Below are 18,930 nucleotides of genomic sequence, written 5' to 3' on the forward strand. Positions count from 1 at the left end.
AGTTCAAGGCGAAAGCGGGAGACGAGGTTAACTTTCGGCAATGACGGCGTCGCCCCAGCGCCAACGCCTGGCGCTTGCATAGGCCGCCTTGTCGCGTCGCGGCACCTTCGTCAGTGCGCCACCATCCTCGGTGCAGAGCTTGGCCGTGATCTCGGCCTTGCCGACGTCCGGTGGCGCCAGAACGCGCGCGGCGCGTGTGGCGGGCGGGATGCGGGTCAGCGCGGCGTAGATGAAGCGCTCGTCCTCGAACGGGACCTCCGCGCCCTTGATCTGGCGATGCGCTTGCGAGCGCGGCAGGCGCTGGCTGAAGTGGCACCAGTCGGGCGCGATGAGTGGGCAGGGTCTCTCATGTGGGCAGGGCGCGGCGACGAACGCGCCAGCCGCGATCAGCTGCTGGCGCAGCGCGAGGATGCGCGCGTAGCCGGCCGGCGTGCCGGGCTCGATCACGACCAGCGCGTGGCGCGCTTTGGCCCACATGGCTTCCGCGAGCTTGCGCTGATCGGCCTCGCCGAGCTCGCCGATGACGTAGCTGGCGATGACGAGATCGGCTTTCGAGACTTCGGCGAGATTGCCGCCGGCATCGCCCGGCAGATAGCGACAGTTCGCGAGGCGGGTGCTGTCGCGCGCGAGTTCGAGCGCGAGCCGGCTCAGCGTGGCATTGGCGTCGAGCAGCGTGAAATCCTGCAGCGACGGAAACGCTTCCGCGGCGGCCCAGCTGGCGGTGCCCGGGCCGGCGCCGACGTCGAGCAATGTTTCCGGGGTGAGGCTTGGTACGATCTCAGCGAGCGCGTTCAGGCTCGCGGCGACGGCCGCGTAGGTCGCGGGCATGCGCGCGAGCGCATAGGCAAGCGCATCGGCCTCCGACTTGATCCCGCCGGAGCCGCCGCCGGCGCGATAGGTGGTCGAGATCTTCTGCGAGCGCTGTGCCGCGTCGCTGCGGGAGAAGCCCTGCAGCTTGCCGTCGAGGGCGGCTTTCAGTTCGGCGGGAAGGGGGGGGGAGATCATGCTGGCCCACCCTCGTTCCGGGGCGCGACGAAGTCGCGAGCCCGGAAGTTCGAGATTGCAGCGCGAGATTCCGGGTTCTCGCTGCGCGAGCCCCGGAATGACGCCCGAGCTATCACGCCACGTTCTGGTCGAGAATGTCCACGGCCTCGGCCAGGCTCACCGACACCAGCTGCGAGACGCCGCGCTCGGCCATGGTAACGCCGAACAGGCGGTTCATTCGCGCCATCGTGATCGGGTTGTGCGTGATGATGATGAAGCGCGTGTCGGTCGAGCCGGTCATCTCGTGCAGCAGGTTGCAGTACCGTTCGACGTTGTGGTCGTCGAGCGGCGCGTCGACTTCGTCCAGCACGCAGATCGGCGAGGGGTTGGTCAAGAACACCGCGAAGATCAGCGCCATCGCGGTCAGCGCCTGCTCGCCGCCCGACAGCAGCGACAGCGTCTGCGGCTTCTTGCCCGGGGGTTTTGCGATGATCTCGAGACCGGCTTCCAGCGGGTCGTCGCTCTCGATCAGATGCAGCGCGGCCTCGCCGCCGCCGAACAGCTCGACGAACAGGCGCTTGAAGTGGTTGTTGACGATCTCGAACGAGGTCAAAAGCCGCTCGCGCGCTTCCTTGTTGAGGCTCTGGATGCCCTGGCGCAGCCGCTTGATGGCTTCGACCAGGTCGTCGCGCTCGGTGACGAGGCCGGTATGCTGGGTCTCGACCTCGCGCAGCTCCTCCTCGGCGCGCAGATTGACGGCGCCGAGGCGCTCGCGGTCGCGGCGCATCTTTTCGAGATCTTCCTCGATGTCGTGCAGCGGCGGCAGCTCCGCGCCGGGCTCGATTTCGGCAAGGCCGGCAACCGCCTGCGGCTCGACCTCGAGCATGTCGCGGATCTCGCGCTCGATGTCTTCCAGACGGCGCCGTGCGCTTTCCATGCGTTCCTCGGCGCGCGCGGTGGCTTCGCGGGCGCTGGAGAGCGCTTCCAGCGTCAGCTTGGCGACGCGGTCGGTCTCAGCCATGGCGCTTTCCGCGGTGGCGAGCGCGTCGGCGGCCATGCGGCGGTCGTTCTCGGCGTATTCGATCTCGGTGATCAGCGCGCTGCGCTTCTCGGCGAACACGGCCGGCGCGTTTTCGAGCTCGCTGCGCTCGATCGTGAGCTCGGCGATGCGGGCCTGGATGGTGTCGATATGGGAGGCCGCGCTTTCCTTGCGGTTCTGCCACTCGGTGCGCTCGGCGAGGATCGCCTGCACGCGGCGGTCCGCAAGCTCGGCCTCGCGTGCCAGCGCCTGCGCCTCTGCGCGGACCTGGGCGGCCATGCGGCGGTGGCCTTCGATGTCGCTGCGGACGGCGGCGAGCTGGGTCTCGGTGTCCTCGCTCGAGGGCAGCTCGCCGATGCCGGCCTGGGCGTATTCGTAGGCAGCCTCGGCCTCGGCGCGGTCGGCGGCGAGGCGGCTGTGCGCTTCCGACAGCGTCGCCTTGCGCGCGGCATGGCGGCTGATCTCGCGCTCGGCATTGGCATGGCGCTCGCGCGCGACGTTCAGCTCGCGCTGCGCGGCGCGCCAGGCTTCGCGGCTGGCGCCTTCGGTGCTCGCCGCCATCTGCAGCTCGGACTCGGCGTTCTCCAGCGCTTGGCGCTTGATCTGCGCGTCGATGCGGGCCTGCTCCAGCTCGTTCTCGATGTCGACGAGACGGGCGCGCTCGGCGAGGCGCCGCGCGGCACCGGTCGGCGCATGCGCCGCGGCAACGAAGCCGTCCCAGCGCCAGACGTCGCCCTCGGGCGAGACCAGTCGCTGTCCGGTCTTGAGCTGCGACACCAGCTCGGCACCGCGCTCGCGCGGCACCACGCCGATCTGCGCCAGGCGGCGTGCCAACTCGGCCGGCGCCTGCACATGATTGGCGAGCGGCACGGCGCCTTCGGGCAACTCGGGATCGCCTTCGGTGTGGCCGACATTGGTCCAGCGCATCGGCGCCGATGGATCGATCGGGGCGTCGAGATCGTCGCCGAGGGCGGCGCCGATCGCCTTTTCAAAACCCTTGTCGACGGTGATGCCGTCGATGATCGGCGGCCACAGATTCTTGGTCTCGCCGTTGACGATCTTGGAGATCGTGCGCGCCTCGGTCTCGAGCCGCTGCACGCGCTTGTCGGCTTCGACCAGCGGCGAGCGCGAGGATTCCAGCGTCTGGCGGGCGGCGACATGCGCGGCTTCGCTGGCCTGCGCGGCGGCTTCGGAAGCCGCCAGCGTCTGTTCCGCGGTCTCGACCACGGCGGTCAGCTCGTCGAGATCGCCGAAGCCGCCGGTCGCCTCGGTGAGCTTCTGTTCTTCCGCCGCGACGTTGGCGATCTCCTGGTCGAGCCGGGCGAGCTTGTCGCGGTGGGTGCGGACGTTGGCTTCAAGCTGGTTGCGCTTGGCGGTGAGGTCGGCGAGCGCGGTGGTGAGCTCGGCGAAGCGCTGCTCGGTCTCGGTCAGCACCGCCTCGGCCTCGGCGACGCGCTCGTCGACGCCGGAGCGCTTCTCGACGCGCGACTTGATCTCTTCCTTCAGCTCGGCGTCCTCGGTGTCGAGCCGCTGCAGCGCGACGTCGGCATCCATGGTCTGCTGCTGGGCGCGGGAGATGTCGCCTTCGAACTGGGCGAGGCGGCGCTCAAGCTCGGCGACGCGCTCCTTGGCGCGTTCTTCCTCGCGGTCGAGCAGCTCGCGGGCATTGGTCAGGCGCTGCAGCCCGGCCGCGGCGCGGGCTTCCGCATCGCGCAGCGCGGGCATCTCCGCGGCGCGGATCGCCTGGATGCGGGCGGCCTCGGCCTGGTGCTGGGTGCGCTCGGCCATCTCGCGGACGGCGAGATCATGCGTCTGGCCGGATTCGTTGACGTCGGCATGGGCGCCGATCCAGCGCAGGTGGAACAGCGTCGCCTCGGCCTTGCGGACCTTGGCCGCGACCTCGCGATAGCGCACGGCCTGGCGGGCCTGCTTCTTCAGGCCTTCCATCTGGCCGGAGAGCTGGCCGATCACGTCCTCGACGCGGGTGAGGTTGGTTTCGGCGGCCTTCAGCCGCAGCTCGGCCTCGTGGCGGCGGGCGTGCAGGCCGGCGACGCCGGCGGCGTCTTCCAGCACGCGGCGGCGCTGCTCGGGCTTGGCCTGGATGATCTCGCCGATCTTGCCCTGGTGGACGAGGGCGGGCGAGCGCGCGCCGGTGGCGGCGTCCGCGAACAGGATCTGCACGTCGCGGGCGCGCACGTCGCGGCCGTTGATGCGGTAGACCGAGCCCGCTTCGCGCTCGATGCGGCGGGAGATTTCGAGCAGCTGGCTGTCGTTCATCGCTGCCGGTGCGGTGCGATCGGTATTGTCGATCGTCATCGTCACTTCGGCGTGGTTGCGCGCGGGACGGTTGCCTGAGCCGGCGAAGATCACGGCGTCCATGTCGGCAGCGCGCAGCGATTTGTAGGAGGTCTCGCCCATCGCCCAGCGCAGCGCTTCGACGAGATTCGACTTGCCGCAACCGTTGGGTCCGACCACGCCGGTCAGGCCGGGCTCGATGATGAAGTCCGTGGGCTCAACGAAGGACTTGAAGCCGTGAAGGCGCAGGCGGGGGATTTTCATAAGCACGCATCTCTGTTGGCAGGCGCGAATCCCCCTGCCGGGACAATACCATGGAAGGCAGTGTCGCTATCCGGGGCGAGTCGCGCGAGGCGCCTCATGCGGCTGGACAATGGCCGCGGTGCGCCGCGAGGGCAACCGGCGAAAGCCGTTTTTCCCAAGGGATTTACGCCGGGAAAGCTACGGCTTTCGAGATGCGAATCAGGATCTTGACGAGCGAATCAGCTCTTCAGCAGCGGATTGATCTTCTTGGCGAACTCCTCAAACGAGGCCTCGCCCTTGATCTTCTCGCCGTTGATGAAGAAGGTCGGCGTCGAATCCACCTTGAGCACGTCGCTGGCGTATTTCTGGTCGGCGGCGATCTTGTCGAGCAGCGCCTGGTCCTTCAGGCAGGCTTCGACCTGCTGCTGGGTGAGGCCGGCCTGCTTGCCGATCCGCGTCAGGGTCTCGGTAGTGTTCTTCATCACCCAGTCGCTCTGCTGACGGAACAGCATGTCGGTGACGGCAAAGTATTTCGGCGCGTCGTCCTTGGCGATGCAGCGCGACAGCATCGAGCCGGCCGCGGCTTTGATGTCGAGCGGGAACTCGCGGAAGATGTAACGCACCTTGCCGGTGTCGATGTACTCCTTCTTGATCTTCGGGAACACCTGCTCGTTGAAGGCGGCGCAGTGCGGGCAGGTCATCGAGGCGTATTCGGTGATGGTGACGGCGGCGTCGTTCGGGCCGAGCGCCATGTCGGGCAGCGACACGGGCTTGGCGACGTCGGCTGCCGACTGGGCCATTGCTTCAGGGATCATGGCCTCGGAGATCAACCGGAGCGGCGAGAGCCCGGCGATCGCGGCAAGCCCGGTCAGCGACAGCATCGTGGTGAAGGCGCGGCGGGGGATGATCAAGGTCGGCTCCCGGATTGGCAAGGTTCGCCCGAGGTTCCCGGGCGGCCTGTCGCTAGCTTGAAACGTGGTTTGAGGCAATGGCGAGCGACAGCGGCGGGTCCAGATTAGCGGCGGAATGAGGCTCAATTTCGCTTGATGGCGGCCCCGAGCCGCGCCAGCGCCGTCTTGAGCTCTTCATCCTCGATGTCGGTCAGGCCTTCCGCCACCTTGGCAACGGCCTTCGGGTCTGGCGGTCCCGGTCGCTTCGGGGCTCGGGGCCGCGACAAGGGCGCCTGGCGGAAGGCCAGCTTGCCGACCGCGCTCCAGCCGAAGAAGCGGTTGACCCGCTCCAGGATCACGTCGGCGGAATGCTGGATCTCCAACGCCATCGGCCCCTCGACCCGGAGCACCAGCGTCGCCGGCTCCTGCGGCTGCCCCTCCACCGGCCGCGGCCATTGCATCTTCAACGGCTCGGCATGGGCCGCGATCTCGGGCCCCGCAATCTGCGCCCACCGTGTCACCAGCTCGCGGGCCGCAAAGCCCTGCTTGGCGTAGGCCTCGGCAAAGACGTCGTTCAGCAGGATCCCGAGCGGTTTTGCGCTGATGGGACGGGGCTTGAAGATGGGGCCGGATTTGGACATGGGGCCTTATAGCACTTTGGACGTCGGGCCACAGACCCCGAGCCCATCATGGCCGGCTTGTCCCGGCCATCCACGTTCTTCCTGCGAAGAAAGACGTGGATGCCCGCGACCAGCGCGGGCATGACGTGGAGAGGCCAGCGCATTGCCGCTACAGTGAGGAATGAGCCCCAGATCCGTACGCAAGCCGAAGCCGGAACCTTCTCAGCCGGAGAACTTATCGCGCCCGCTCGCACTCCTGCAATGGTACGACCGCCACCGCCGCCGGCTGCCCTGGCGCGCCGCGCCCGGAGAGGTGTCGGATCCGTACCGCGTCTGGCTGTCGGAGATCATGCTCCAGCAGACTACGGTGAAGGCGGTCGGCCCGTATTTCGAAAAATTCGTCGGGCGCTGGCCGGATGTCACGGCGCTGGGGCGGGCCTCGCTCGACGACGTGCTGCGGATGTGGGCAGGGCTCGGCTACTACTCGCGCGCGCGCAACCTCTATGCCTGCGCTGTGGCGGTGACGCAGGAGCATGGCGGCATCTTTCCGGACACCGAGGAAGGGCTGCGCGCGCTGCCGGGCATCGGGCCCTATACGGCGGCGGCGATCGCGGCGATCGCCTTCGACCGCCGCACCATGCCGGTCGACGGCAATATCGAGCGCGTGGTGTCACGGCTGTTCGCGGTGGAAGAGGAGCTGCCGCAAGCCAAGCCGCTGATCCAGCAACTGGCCGCGACGCTGCTGGCGGACTCTCGCGCCGGCGACAGCGCGCAGGCGCTGATGGATCTCGGCGCCTCGATCTGCACGCCGAAGAAGCCGGCCTGCTCGCTCTGTCCGCTGAACGAGGATTGCGTCGCGCGAGCACAAGGCACCCAGGAGACGTTTCCGCGCAAGGGGCCGAAGAAGAGCGGCCCGTTGCGGCGCGGCGCCGCCTTCGTGGTGACGCGTGGCGACGAGCTGCTCGTTCGCTCGAGGCCCGAAAAGGGCCTGCTCGGCGGCATGACGGAGGTGCCGAGCTCGGATTGGCTCGCCGATCAGGACGACGCAAGGGCAAAGCAGCAGGCGCCGGAGCTGAAGGGGCTGTCGCGCTGGCAGCGCAAGGTGGGCGTGGTCACCCACGTCTTCACGCATTTTCCGCTGGAGCTGGTGGTCTACACGGCGAAGGCGCCAGCCCGCACCCCTGCGCCCGATGGCATGCGCTGGGTGCCGATCGCAACTCTGGCCGGTGAAGCGCTGCCCAACGTCATGCGCAAGGTCATCGCACATGGATTGGGTCTCTAGGATCCATCCTGCTGACAGCAGGCTGTCAGCAGCCTTGCGCTAACAGTGGGGCAAAGGAGATCTCGCATGGTCAAGACCGCGCTCGACAACTTCCAACGGCCACCCTGTGCCGAGCTCTTGGGCTGGCGCCTGCTCGATGCGGGTCCCGAGGAGGGTTGGATCAAGCTCGCCTTCGACGGCAAGCCGCAGTTCTGCAATCCGGCGGGGTTCATCCAGGGCGGCATGCTCGCGGCCATGCTGGACGACACCATGGGCCCGGCGGTGCTGGTGATGAGCGAGGGCCGGCTCTACACCACCACCATCAGCATGACCGTGAATTTCCTCAGTCCCGCGAGGCCCGGGACCATCATCGGCGAAGCGAAGGTGACGCAGCTCGGCAAGAGCATCGCGTTTGTCGAGGCCAAGCTGATGGCCGAGGACGGCACGGTGCTGGCGACAGCGAGCGCGAGCGAGCGGCTGCTGGAGGCGGCGAGGGGGGTGAAGTAAGGCGAGCATCGCTCTGTTCTTCCTTCTCCCCTTGCGGGAGAAGGTGGCGCGAAGCGCCGGATGAGGGGTATCTCTCCGCAAATTCAAATGCGATTGGACTCGCGGAGACAGACCCTCACCCGAGTGAGTCTGCATCTCTCGGCGTCGCCGCCCTCTCCCACAAGGGGCGAGGGCACATCAACGCGCATCTCGCTTCGAGCGAGAGCGCTGGAGATATTGAACCGAACTCAACCGACCGCGCGCGCGTCCCTGCTCACGATCGGCGGCTTCGCATTCAGCGCCTCGACCTGGAAGCCCGCGACGCGCTTGTAGTTCGCGGCGATGTCCTCCAGCTCCTTTTGCGACAGCACGTCGGTGACCATCTTGTACCCGTCGGGCGCGCGCTCCTCGACGAGCTGCATCACCTGCTCCGGGCCGTTCTTGCGGTTGAGCAGGACGAGGTCGGTGGTCGCGGGCCGGCGCTCGGCCTCATAGGCGAGCAGCGCCGCGGTCGTCGGACCATGCGCGAGAATCTCGCGGGTGATGACGCGCGCGTCGAGGATCGCCTGCGAGGCGCCGTTTGAGCCGATCGGATACATCGGATGCGCAGCATCGCCCATCAGCGTGACCTTGCCGAAGGTCCATTGCGAGACAGGATCGCGGTCGACCAGCGGATATTCATAGGCGTGCGGGCAGTTCCTGATCAGGCCGGGCACGTCGAGCCAGTCGAACTGCCAGCTCTCGAACCAGGGCAGGAACTCCTCCAGCCGCGCGGTGCGGTTATAGTCCTCGCGGCGCCACTGGTAGGTCGGCGGCATGTGCCGCTCGGCGACCCAGTTGATCAGATGGTTGCCTGAAGCGTCCGGTTCCTTCGAGATCGGATAGCAGACGAATTTCAGGATCTCGTGCCCGGCCATGATCATGGTGCGGCCGGTCAGGAAGGCCTTGGACGGCGTGACGCCGCGCCAGAGGATGCGCCCGTTCCAGATCGGCGGGCCTTCGCCCGGATAGAGCTTTTCTCGCGCGGCGGAATGGATGCCGTCGGCGGCGATCAGGATTGCGCCATCGTAGGTGCCGGCGGCCTTGCCGGTCGCCTTGTCGACGAAATCGGCACGGATGCCGTTTACGTTCTCACTCCAGCCGGTCAGATGGTGGCTGGTGAAGATATTCTCGCGGCCGAGCCGCTCGACCGCGGTATCGAGCAGGATCTGCTGCAGCGTGCCACGATGGATCGAGAATTGCGGCCATTTGTAGCCCGCCTCCAGCCCACGGGGCTCGCTCCAGATCGGCTTGCCGTGCTTGGAGAAATAGGCGAGTTCGCGGGTCCGCATGCCGCTGGCGTCCAGCCTGTCCAAGAGCCCGAGTTCGATCAGCTCCCGCACCGCATGCGGCAGCACGTTGATGCCGACGCCGAGCGGCTTCAGCTCGGCGACGCTCTCGAACACTTTTACGGGAACGCCGATCTGGTGCAGGCTGAGCGCAAGCGTCAGGCCGCCGATGCCGCCACCGGCGATGAGTACGGTCATGACAAATCCCCCTCCGATTGACGGCGTCTTCGCACAGCCGGGCGGCCGTGGGCAACTGCGAACAGCTCGTCTATGGACGGCGCGGCGGAGGACCGGTAACCTCGGGTTTTCCCCCATGAGGTCCGACATGCTCAAGCTCTACTACGCCACCGGCACCTGCGCGCTCGCCACCTACATCACCCTGGAGGAGGCCGGCGCCGACTACACGGCCGAACGGCTGAGCTTCAAGGACAACCAGCAGAACAGCCCGGACTACCTCGCGATCAACCCGAAGGGCCGCGTGCCGGCGCTGGTGACCGATCGCGGCGTGCTCACCGAGACGCCGGCAATGCTGGCTTACCTCGCGCAGACCTTCCCCAAGGCGAAGCTCGCGCCGCTCGACGATCCCTTCGACTTCGCCCAGGTGCAGTCGTTCAACTCCTATCTCTGCTCGACCGTGCACATCAACCATGCCCACAAGATGCGCGGCGCGCGTTGGGCGACGCAGGAGAGCTCGTTCGCCGACATGAAGGCGATGGTTCCGAAGACCATGGCGGCGTGCTTTGGCCTGATCGAGCAGAAGATGTTTCGGGGACCCTGGGTGATGGGCGATCAGTTCACGATCTGCGATCCCTATCTCTACACGCTCTCGACCTGGCTCGAAGGCGACAGCGTCGACATCAAGGCGACGCCGAAGATCGCGGATCATTTCAAGCGCATGTCCGATCGCCCCGCCGTGGCAAAGGTAATGGCCGCGCAGAAGGCGTGAGAACTCGCTGGATTGGAGCTTCGTAGGGAGGGCAAAGGCGGAAAGCGCCGTGCCCACGATCTTTCTCCGGCGGCAACAGGTGGTGGGCACGCTTCCGCCTTCGCTCTTCGAGCTACGGCGGACAAGTCGCTTTGCCTACCCTACGAGAGCTTGTGCTTGGCTTGCTCCAATTCCCGTCCCGTCTCCAGCATCAGCCGCCGCAGCCAGATCGAGCCGGGGTCCATCTGCGCCCGGGTCGGATGGAACATGAACTGCTCGTCGATTCCGGCGTCGAGCGGCGGCGTCACCGCGACGAGGCCGAGCTGCTTCGACAGTGCGGCGATCAGCCGGCGCGGCACGAAGGCGACGAGGTCGGTGCGGGCGGCGACGTGCAGCGCTTCGAGATAGCCTGACACCACCAGCGAGATATGCCGCTCGATGCCCTTGGCTCGCAGCCAGGTGTCGATCAGATCCTCCGGCTGGCCGCGGATGATGACGCCGACATGGCGGGGGGCCAGGAACGTCTCGCGCCGCTTCAGCTTCGTGGCCATGGGGTGGCCGCGCCGGACCGCCAGTGCATCGCTGTCGGTATAGAGCAATTGCCGGTGAAAGCCCTTGAAGGCGTTGCCGATCGAGATCACGAGATCGATGGTGCGGGCGAACTCGGCGTGGAAGATCGCAGGTCCTCGCCACGGCACGACGTCGATGCGCACGTTGGGCGCGGCCTTCGTCACCTTCTCCATCAAGGGCGGCATCAGCAGTTCGACCGCGAGGTCCGGCATCATCAGGCGGAATTGCCGCTCGCTGCGTGCGGCATCGAAGTCGTCGGGCACGAACAGTCCGCGCACTTGGTCGAGCGCCTGAGCGAGCGGCGCGCGCAGGGCCTGCGCCCGCGGCGTCAGCTCCATGCGCGCGCCGGTGCGCACCAGCAGCGGGTCGCCGAAGATGTCGCGCAGGCGCTGCAGGGCGTGGCTGGTGGCCGGCTGCGATAGGCCGATGCGCATGGCGGCGCGGCTGACATTGGCCTCGCGCAGCAGCGCGTCGAGTGCACTCAGCAAATTGAGGTCAAGCGAATTCAAATTCATGAGGTGAATAGATATCATATTTCATATCGATTTGAAGAATTATGCTGCGGCGGCGATGATCTCCGTGTTCTCACCAAACGGAGATGCCGCCATGACCGCGAGCGCCAACAAGAAACTGATGCAGGATATCTTCGCCGCCGCCGCCAATCCCGATCCGGCCGCGCGCGATCGCGCCCTGTTCACCGCAAGCCTTGCCGAGGATGCCAAATGGGTCGTCACCGGCCAGTATTCCTGGTCACGTACCTTTTCGGGCAAGGAGGCGATCCTCAACGACCTGCACGGCTATGTGCGCACCCGCCTGCGCGACCGCACGCGCACGGTCGCGCACCGCTTCATCGCCGACGGCGACGTCGTCGTCGTGGAAGCCAAGGGCGACAACGTCACGCCCGAGGGCGTGCGCTACGACAACGACTACTGCCTGGTGTTCCGTCTCGAGGACGGCAAGATCAAGGAGATCCGCGAGTACTGCGACTCGATCCTGACCGAGAGGGCGCTCGGTCCTTTTCCGCAGGCGCCGGCGGGAGCTGCGAGCTGAGGAGAGTGAGCGCCACCTCCGCAGGCCCGCTGCGCCGGACCGAGCCGGCGAGGGTCATGCGGACCTGGCAGGCTCTGGTCGAGATGGTCCGTATCGTGCGCGCACGGTCCCGAGCCCGAGATCAACTCGCCGCCATGACCGAGCGGGAGCTGCTGGACTGCGGAATGACCCGGGCGGAGATCATGTACGAGCTGCACAAGCCCCGAAGCCGGAAATAGAGGTCGAGGGGGTTGGTCCGCGACTGCCCGGATTTTCCAGTGCCGGTGGGACCTTTAGGTTCCGCCGGCGTCGAAGCGGTCGAGCACGCGCTCGACAATTGCAGCAGGCCAGCGCCTCATCAGCGTTCGCATGCAGCGCTCTGCATGGCGTTGCGCATGCGCACGCGAACTTTGCATAGCTGCCGATAAAAGCAGCAGATTTCGCGCCGGCCGGTCTCAATCGCGCGAAGAATTTGAAGGTTCAATTAACGAGTGTCCCCCATTGTGTCGCGGTGCAGCGTGGGTCGCAACGACGCGACGTGCGGCTGCCAGGGTGGCCGGTGACGATCGCCGGGATCGTTCGGTCGCTCCAATTGAAATGCATCTTGGTGGACAGTGGGAATGCCGAAGTTTCGTTTGCGGATCAGGGGACGCCTGTACGCAGGCTTCATGGCCCTCGTGGCGGTCGGTCTCGCGATGGCGGTGGTTGCCGTCTGGAATTTGAGGGAGGTCCAGGATCAGGTCGCAAGACAATCCGCACTCTCCGACAGCACAGCGCGGGTGCTGGAGATTTCGACCCATCTTCAGGCAATCCAGCGCGCCAATCTGCGCTACATCTACGATGCCAACGAATCCGCGATGAAGGAGGCGCAGGAGCGGGAAACCGCCGCGACCGAGCTGTTGCGGGTTGGTGCGAAGGGAACGGCCTCCGAGGAGCGGCGAGCGCTCTATAACGGCCTCATCGACGACATCGCCAAGATGCGACGCCTGCGTGACAATCTCGGCGACGCCGTCAACGAGGCGAGAACGGGCAAGGCGACGCTGCTGCCGAGCGGCGAGGAGCTCGCCGCCAAGCTGGGCAAGCTGGTCGATACGGCACGCGCAGCCGTCGACGAAGACACTGCGTCCCTCGTCGCCGACCTCGAATCAAGAATTCTCCTTGTTCGGATTGCGAACTGGCGCTTCCTGGCGCTACGCGACACCCAGGGACCGGCCAACTTCCGGTCGAGTGTGGACAGGGCGGCGCAACGGCTCGCGGCTCTCGAAAAGAGCCCGCAGGCGACGGAATTGCGATCCACGCTCGTGCCGGTCAAGACCTCGCTCGGCATCTACAAATCCGCGTTCGAGGCGACCTCCGCGGCGATGCTTCAGGCCGACGAGATCTATCACAAGAACCTCGCGCCCCTCATCGTCGACAGCATCGGAAAGCTCAAGGCTGCGGAAACGACGCTGAAGAAGGACTATCAGGACTCGCGTAGCCAAGCCGAAGCCGTGATCGCCGGCACGACGACCGTGCAGGAGATCGCCGGCGGCGTTGCCAGCCTGTTCGGATTGGTCATCGCCTTCCTGATCGCCCGCAGCATCGTCGGTCCTCTGACCTCGATGACGCGTGCGATGGGGCTGATTGCCGGCGGCAATCTCGCGGTCGAGATCCCCGGCCGCGGCAAGGCCGACGAGATCGGCGACATGGCCAAGGCGATCCAGGTGTTCAAGGACAACATGGCCGAGACCGAGCGCCTGCGCGCCGAGCAGGCCGCGGTCGAGGCACGGCAGGCGGAAAGCCGCAAGCAGGACATGGCTAGGCTCGCGGATCAGTTCGAGCAGGCCGTCGGCGAGATCGTCAACACGGTATCGACGGCATCGAGCGAGCTCGAAGCCTCCGCCGGCACCCTGACCACGACGGCCTCGCGGGCGCAGGACCTCTCGACGGAGGTCGCCAGCGCCTCGCAGGAGGCCTCGGCCAACGTCCAGGCGGTTGCCTCGGCGACCGAGGAGCTCTCCTCCTCGGTGTCCGAGATCGCCCGCCAGGTGCAGGAATCCGCCCGGATCGCCGGCGAGGCCGTCGGTCAGGCGAGCCGGACCAATGCGCGCGTCGGCGAGCTTTCCAAGGCCGCCGCACGGATCGGGGACGTGGTCGAACTGATCAGCACTATCGCCGGCCAGACCAACTTGTTGGCGCTGAACGCCACCATCGAGGCGGCGCGCGCCGGCGATGCGGGCCGCGGCTTTGCCGTGGTTGCCTCCGAGGTGAAGGCGCTGGCCGAGCAGACCGCGAAGGCGACCGGTGAGATCGGCCAGCAGATCTCCAACATCCAGGCCGCGACCGAGCAATCGGTCGGCGCCATCCGAGAGATCAGCTCCACCATCGAGCGGCTGTCGGAGATCTCGTCGACGGTTGCCGCCGCCGTGGAGCAGCAAGGTGCGGCGACGCAGGAGATCTCCCGCAACGTCCAGCAGGCGGCGCATGGCACGCAGAGGGTGTCGTCGAACATCGGCGACGTGCAGCGCGGCGCCTCCGAAACCGGATCGGCCTCATCGCAAGTGCTGTCTGCGGCGCGCTCGCTGTCGGCCGACAGCAACCGCCTCAAGGTCGAGGTCGCCAATTTCCTGAACTCGGTCCACGCGGCCTGAAGTCTCAAACGCAAAAGGCCACGCGCGAGCGCGTGGCCTCGAAGAGCGGCACGGCGTGATCAGGCCACCTTGGTCGTCATGTGCTTGAACATGTTGGCGCGCGCCTCGTCGTCCATCTCGGCCTTGAAGGTGAACTTGTCCTTCAGCGCGATCGCGCGTGCCGCCGCAGGGCGCGCCGAGATCTCGTCGACCAGCCGCTTCACGTTCGGGTAGCGCGCAAAGGCGTCGTCGCCGAGCTTGAACGGCAGCATCCGCGCCCAGCCCCACAGCGCCATGTCGACGATCGAATAGTCATCGCCGACCATGTAGCGGCGGCCTTTGAGGTGAGCGTCGAGAATCTTGTAGTGGCGGTCGGTCTCGTACTGGTAGCGGTTATGGGCGTAGTCGTGGTTCTGGTCCTTCGGCGCAAAATGCTTGAAGTGCACGGCCTGACCCGAATAGGGGCCGACGCCGCTTGCCACGAACATCAGCCAGGACAGCAGTTCGGCCCGGTTGGCGGGGAGAAATTTGCCGGTCTTCTCGGCCAGATAGAGCAGAATGGCGTTCGAATCGAACACGATGGTGCCGCCATCGTCGATCGCCGGCACCTTGGCATTCGGATTGATCTTGAGATATTCGGGCGTGAACTGCTCGCCCTTGCGGGTGTCGATCTTCACGGGCTCGAAAGCAAGCCCGGCCTCTTCCAGGTAAAGCGCGACCTTGGTCGGGTTCGGCGAGCCGTTGAAGTAGAATTTTAGCATCACAGATCTCCCCAGTGTTTCTTGCCGAGAGCGAACGCAGCATCACTGCCACGCCGCCTCTCTTGCCGAACCGCGTCGGAGGGAGCAACCGGCGAGTTTGCTGGGCGGTATCTGCGCTCTGCGCAGATCAGCCGGCGTAACAAAGGCCGATCGCCGCCGTAAGGACCATCGCCGCGCCGACCGCTTCAAGGCGCAGCCCGAGCCGGGTGGCGAGATGCATGTCGGAGGCCCGCGCCGCGCGCTCCGAGCCGCGCGCGTAGCCGTGAATGATGACGTCCTGATTGAAATTGTCGTGCGCCTCGTTGCTGGAGGCGAGGCCGACGCAGATCACAAGCACGCCGAACAGCGCGAGGCCGAAGAATCCGAGCAGGGCGATCAGGAACATCGGAAACATGCCGACCAGGAAGATCGGCAGCAGCGGCACCAGCAGCAATGTCTCGGACTGTCGTCGCATGGGAGCAGGCCGGTCGGGACGGGGCTGATCGGGCGAATCTAGTCCTGGCCGTGGCGGCTTTCAACCACCAGTGCTGTCATTCCGGGGCGCGCCTCTTGGCGCGAGCCTGGAATGGCGGCGGGAGACTACTCCGCCGCCATGCCGGCGCGGATTTCGGCGCGCAGCTCGTCGATCAGCTTGAGGCCCTTCTTGGTCTCGACGTGCCAGAAGGTCCAGCCGTTGCAGGCTTGCGCGCCCTGCGCCACGGCGCCGATGCGGTGGATCGAGCCGACCTTGTCGCCGAACATGATGGCGCCGTCGGCGCGCACCAGGGCGCCGAGCTTCTTCTTGGCGTCGAACAGCTTCGTGCCGGGCATGATCATGCCGCGCTCGATCAGCTCGGAGAATGCGACCCGCGGCGCTTCCCGCGCGGTCATGAACGGGGCGAGGCTCTCTTCCGGCAGCGGCTCGACCTTGGCGATGCGCGCTTCGGCGGCCTTGGCGTAGGTCTTGTCGCGCTCGAAGCCGATATAAGAGCGGCCGAGGCGCTTTGCGACCGCGCCGGTGGTGCCGGTGCCGTTGAACGGATCGATCACGAGATCGCCCGGCTTCGACGACGACAACAGCACGCGCGCCAGCAGGCCTTCCGGCTTCTGCGTCGGATGCACTTTCTTGCCGTCGGCGCCCTTGAGGCGCTCCTCGCCGGTGCAGAGCGGGATCAGCCAGTCGGACCGCGCCTGCACGTCCTCATTGGCGGCCTTCAGCGTCTCGTAATTGAACGTGTAGCCCTTGGCCTTCTCGTCGCGCGCGGCCCAGATCATGGTCTCGTGCGCGTTGGTGAAACGGCGGCCGCGGAAATTCGGCATCGGGTTCGACTTGCGCCAGACGATGTCGTTCAGGAGCCAGAAGCCGAGGTCCTGCATGATCGCGCCGACGCGGAAGATGTTGTGATAGGAGCCGATCACCCAGATCGTCGCCGACGGCTTCATGGCGCGGCGCGCGGCAAGCAGCCAGGCGCGGGTGAAATCGTCATAGGCCGAGAACGAATCGAACTTGTCCCAGTCGTCGTCGACGGCGTCGACGTGGGATTCGTCGGGGCGCTTGAGATCGCCCTTGAGCTGGAGATTGTAGGGCGGATCGGCGAACACGAGATCGACCGAACCGGCCTGAAGCTTCGACATCTCGGCGACGCAATCGCCGAGGACGATACGATGCGACGGAGACTCAAAATTTGTGCGGGGCGCCCTTGCAGACGCCCCGCGACGCGACTCTACCATGACTCAAGAACTCTGACTCAGGCGACGCTGTCGGCGACGCGGGACCAAACAACCGACTGACCGCTACATTGCAGCGGCAAAGTAAAAATCGACTTAACCCGCCGTTTTGTTGAGCAGGTCTCGCGTCGCGTTCTGCACGCATGTCGTCGCGCGCATTCGCTGTATTTTACGGGAGATTTCGCGTTTGCTTAGGCGGCGGACGCAATCATGGCTGCAAAAAGGCTGCAAATTTCTCTCGGAAAAAATTGCTCGACCCTCGGAAAAAATTGCTGGCCTCGACATGCTGCCGCACTAGGCAATTTTTGCCGGCCACGATATTGATAAAGGCAACGGAAATTTTACCTGTGTGGCGCGTTGAGCTTTCGCGTTCTTGCGCACCGATGAGACTGAATCAGGGACCCCAAAGGGAAGGCCGCCATGCGTTACGATGACTTCCGCCGCAGCGACGACATCGAGGATCGTCGCGACGAAGGTGGTGGCTTTGGCGGCGGCGGAGGCGGCGGGTTCGGCCTGCCCATGGGCGGCGGCGGGCTCGGCATCGGCACGATCATCATCCTCGGTCTGGTCGGCTACGCCTTCGGCATCGATCCGCGCATCCTGATCGGCGGCGCCGAGATCCTCACCGGTGGCGGCCAGGCGCCGACCTACCAGACCGATCGCCAGGCCTCGGCCGGCAAGCGCGGCGCGCCGACCGACGAGATGGGCAGCATGATCTCCGGCATTCTCGGTGAGATCGACGACCGCTGGAGCGAGATCTTCCAGGCCTCGGGCCAGTCCTATACCGGCCCGAAGATCGTGCTGTTCCGCAACGCCACCAATGGCGGGCGCTGCGGCATGGCGCAGTCGGCGATGGGCCCGTTCTATTGTCCGCCGGACCGCACCATTTTTCTCGACACCAGCTTCTTCCGCGAGGTCGAGACGCGCTTTCGCGGCTGCTCCGGCAAGTCGGCGTGCAATTTCACCACCGCCTACATCATCGCGCACGAGGCGGGCCATCACATCCAGAACCTCCTCGGCATCATCCCGCGCGTGACGCGGCTGCAACAGCAGGCCGGCAGCAAGGCCGAGGCCAATGCGCTTCAGGTCAAGGTCGAGCTGCAGGCCGACTGTCTGTCCGGCGTCTGGGTCAATCGCGAGGCGAAGAAGCGTCCGAACTTCCTCGAGCCCGGCGACATCGACGCCGCGCTGACCACGGCGAGCGCGATCGGCGACGACACGCTGCAGCGCCAGGCCACGGGGCGCGTGGTGCCGGACTCCTTCACCCACGGCTCGGCCGCGCAACGCAAGCAATGGTTCATGACCGGCTACCAGCAAGGCACGGTCCAGGCCTGCAACACGTTCGGCGCGGGAGCGTTGTAGGCCTCGCCATGCCCAGGACGAAGCACGAATTATGATGCGCAATTGTGCATCTCGGAATCCGGGAGTAGTGGCGTCGTCATGAGGTGCCTGCCGTTAGGTGCGCACCTCGGGATGACGGCGGTGGGTGTTGAAAGAAGGTGCAGGGCGATGGCTTCGATCGACGAAACGAAACAGTTCATCCCGCTCAACATCGCGGTGCTCACCGTGTCCGACACGCGCGCGCTCAGCGATGACAAGTCCGGCCAGACCCTGGTCGATCGTCTCACCGCCGCCGGCCATCGTCTCGCCGCGCGCGAGATCGTCACCGACGACGTCGAGGCGATCCGTGCCGTGATCCGCCGCTGGATTGCCGATAGCGTCGTCGACGTCGTCATCACCACCGGCGGCACCGGCTTCACCGGACGCGACGTCACGCCGGAGGCGATCGAGCCGCTGTTCGAGAAGCGCATGGATGGCTTCTCGATCACGTTCCACATGCTGAGTCATGCCAAGATCGGCGCGTCCACGATTCAGAGCCGCGCCACCGCCGGCGTCGCCGGTGCCACCTACATCTTCTGTCTGCCGGGCTCCCCGGGTGCCTGCCGCGACGGCTGGGACGGCATCCTCGCCGCCCAGCTCGACTACCGCACGCGCCCCTGCAATTTCGTCGAGATCATGCCGCGGCTGGACGAGCATCTGCGCAGGCCGAAGGCGCAGGGCGCGACGGTGTGAGCGCGTTGGTGCGGATAACGTCTAGCTGATCGAGGCACAGACTCTTCCTTCTCCCCCTTGTGGGTACCCCTCACCCAAGCGAGCTTGTGTCTGCCAGTTGACATGCCCTC

At 66.2% G+C, this 18,930-nt stretch carries 17 protein-coding genes; 8 read left to right on the top strand and 9 right to left on the bottom strand.

The window, feature by feature from the left end; translation table 11 throughout:
- Positions 1-27: 27 nt before the first annotated feature.
- The 4 genes from X268_RS06280 to X268_RS06295 all read right to left on the bottom strand — a co-directional run bounded on the left by X268_RS06280 (position 28) and on the right by X268_RS06295 (position 6,092).
- Positions 28-1,005, bottom strand: coding sequence for a small ribosomal subunit Rsm22 family protein (locus X268_RS06280; RefSeq protein ID WP_128924123.1), 978 nt, complete (start codon positions 1,003-1,005; stop codon positions 28-30).
- A 112-nt stretch (positions 1,006-1,117) separates the two neighbouring features.
- Entirely contained in the window at positions 1,118-4,582 is a 3,465-nt protein-coding gene (gene smc, locus X268_RS06285; protein WP_128924124.1) for a chromosome segregation protein SMC, read from the bottom strand.
- 218 nt (positions 4,583-4,800) lie between these two features.
- Positions 4,801-5,472, bottom strand: coding sequence for a DsbA family protein (locus X268_RS06290; protein ID WP_128924125.1), 672 nt, complete (start codon positions 5,470-5,472; stop codon positions 4,801-4,803).
- Between the two features lie 122 nt (positions 5,473-5,594).
- Positions 5,595-6,092 carry a DUF721 domain-containing protein gene (locus tag X268_RS06295; protein WP_128924126.1) on the bottom strand — a complete coding sequence of 166 codons (498 nt, stop codon included), beginning with the start codon at positions 6,090-6,092 and terminating at the stop codon, positions 5,595-5,597.
- A 160-nt stretch (positions 6,093-6,252) separates the two neighbouring features.
- On the opposite strand from X268_RS06295, the gene mutY reads away from it, so the two are divergent.
- Positions 6,253-7,353: an A/G-specific adenine glycosylase gene (gene mutY, locus X268_RS06300; RefSeq protein WP_128924127.1), complete on the top strand. Its 1,101-nt coding sequence runs from the start codon at positions 6,253-6,255 to the stop codon at positions 7,351-7,353.
- A 66-nt stretch (positions 7,354-7,419) separates the two neighbouring features.
- Entirely contained in the window at positions 7,420-7,839 is a 420-nt protein-coding gene (locus tag X268_RS06305; RefSeq protein WP_128924128.1) for a PaaI family thioesterase, read from the top strand.
- 227 nt (positions 7,840-8,066) lie between these two features.
- Here the strand turns inward: X268_RS06305 and X268_RS06310 are convergent, their stop codons facing one another.
- Positions 8,067-9,344 carry a flavin-dependent oxidoreductase gene (locus X268_RS06310; RefSeq protein WP_128924129.1) on the bottom strand — a complete coding sequence of 426 codons (1,278 nt, stop codon included), beginning with the start codon at positions 9,342-9,344 and terminating at the stop codon, positions 8,067-8,069.
- A 127-nt stretch (positions 9,345-9,471) separates the two neighbouring features.
- Here X268_RS06310 and X268_RS06315 point away from each other — a divergent pair, with 127 nt between their 5' ends.
- A complete protein-coding gene (locus tag X268_RS06315; protein ID WP_128929164.1) occupies positions 9,472-10,092 on the top strand; it encodes a glutathione S-transferase family protein in 621 nt (206 codons plus the stop codon).
- 140 nt (positions 10,093-10,232) lie between these two features.
- On the opposite strand, the gene X268_RS06320 is transcribed toward X268_RS06315, so the two are convergent.
- Positions 10,233-11,156, bottom strand: a complete 924-nt coding sequence (locus X268_RS06320; protein WP_128924130.1) for a LysR family transcriptional regulator — start codon at positions 11,154-11,156, stop codon at positions 10,233-10,235.
- A gap of 91 nt (positions 11,157-11,247) precedes the next feature.
- Between X268_RS06320 and X268_RS06325 the strand changes: the two genes are divergently transcribed.
- From X268_RS06325 to X268_RS06335, 3 genes are all read left to right on the top strand, one after another.
- Positions 11,248-11,691: a nuclear transport factor 2 family protein gene (locus X268_RS06325; protein WP_164937569.1), complete on the top strand. Its 444-nt coding sequence runs from the start codon at positions 11,248-11,250 to the stop codon at positions 11,689-11,691.
- 83 nt (positions 11,692-11,774) lie between these two features.
- On the top strand, positions 11,775-11,909 hold the full coding sequence (locus X268_RS40680; RefSeq protein WP_347341916.1) for a YjiS-like domain-containing protein: 135 nt from the start codon (positions 11,775-11,777) through the stop codon (positions 11,907-11,909).
- Between the two features lie 381 nt (positions 11,910-12,290).
- On the top strand, positions 12,291-14,300 hold the full coding sequence (locus tag X268_RS06335) for a methyl-accepting chemotaxis protein (RefSeq protein ID WP_164937570.1): 2,010 nt from the start codon (positions 12,291-12,293) through the stop codon (positions 14,298-14,300).
- A 59-nt stretch (positions 14,301-14,359) separates the two neighbouring features.
- Here X268_RS06335 and X268_RS06340 read toward each other — a convergent pair whose 3' ends face one another.
- The 3 genes from X268_RS06340 to X268_RS06350 all read right to left on the bottom strand — a co-directional run bounded on the left by X268_RS06340 (position 14,360) and on the right by X268_RS06350 (position 16,750).
- A complete protein-coding gene (locus X268_RS06340; protein ID WP_164937571.1) occupies positions 14,360-15,040 on the bottom strand; it encodes a glutathione S-transferase family protein in 681 nt (226 codons plus the stop codon).
- A gap of 127 nt (positions 15,041-15,167) precedes the next feature.
- Complete coding sequence (locus X268_RS06345) at positions 15,168-15,494, bottom strand: hypothetical protein (RefSeq protein WP_128924134.1); 327 nt, start codon at positions 15,492-15,494, stop codon at positions 15,168-15,170.
- A 125-nt stretch (positions 15,495-15,619) separates the two neighbouring features.
- Positions 15,620-16,750, bottom strand: a complete 1,131-nt coding sequence (locus X268_RS06350) for a site-specific DNA-methyltransferase (RefSeq protein WP_128924135.1) — start codon at positions 16,748-16,750, stop codon at positions 15,620-15,622.
- Between the two features lie 417 nt (positions 16,751-17,167).
- On the opposite strand from X268_RS06350, the gene ypfJ reads away from it, so the two are divergent.
- Together ypfJ and moaB are read left to right on the top strand one after the other, a co-directional pair.
- On the top strand, positions 17,168-18,109 hold the full coding sequence (gene ypfJ, locus X268_RS06355) for a KPN_02809 family neutral zinc metallopeptidase (RefSeq protein WP_128924136.1): 942 nt from the start codon (positions 17,168-17,170) through the stop codon (positions 18,107-18,109).
- Between the two features lie 147 nt (positions 18,110-18,256).
- Entirely contained in the window at positions 18,257-18,820 is a 564-nt protein-coding gene (gene moaB / locus X268_RS06360; protein ID WP_128924137.1) for a molybdenum cofactor biosynthesis protein B, read from the top strand.
- The last annotated feature ends 110 nt before the right edge of the window (positions 18,821-18,930 follow it).

Source organism: Bradyrhizobium guangxiense, assembly GCF_004114915.1.
In the GTDB taxonomy this organism is placed as follows: Bacteria; Pseudomonadota; Alphaproteobacteria; order Rhizobiales; family Xanthobacteraceae; genus Bradyrhizobium; species Bradyrhizobium guangxiense.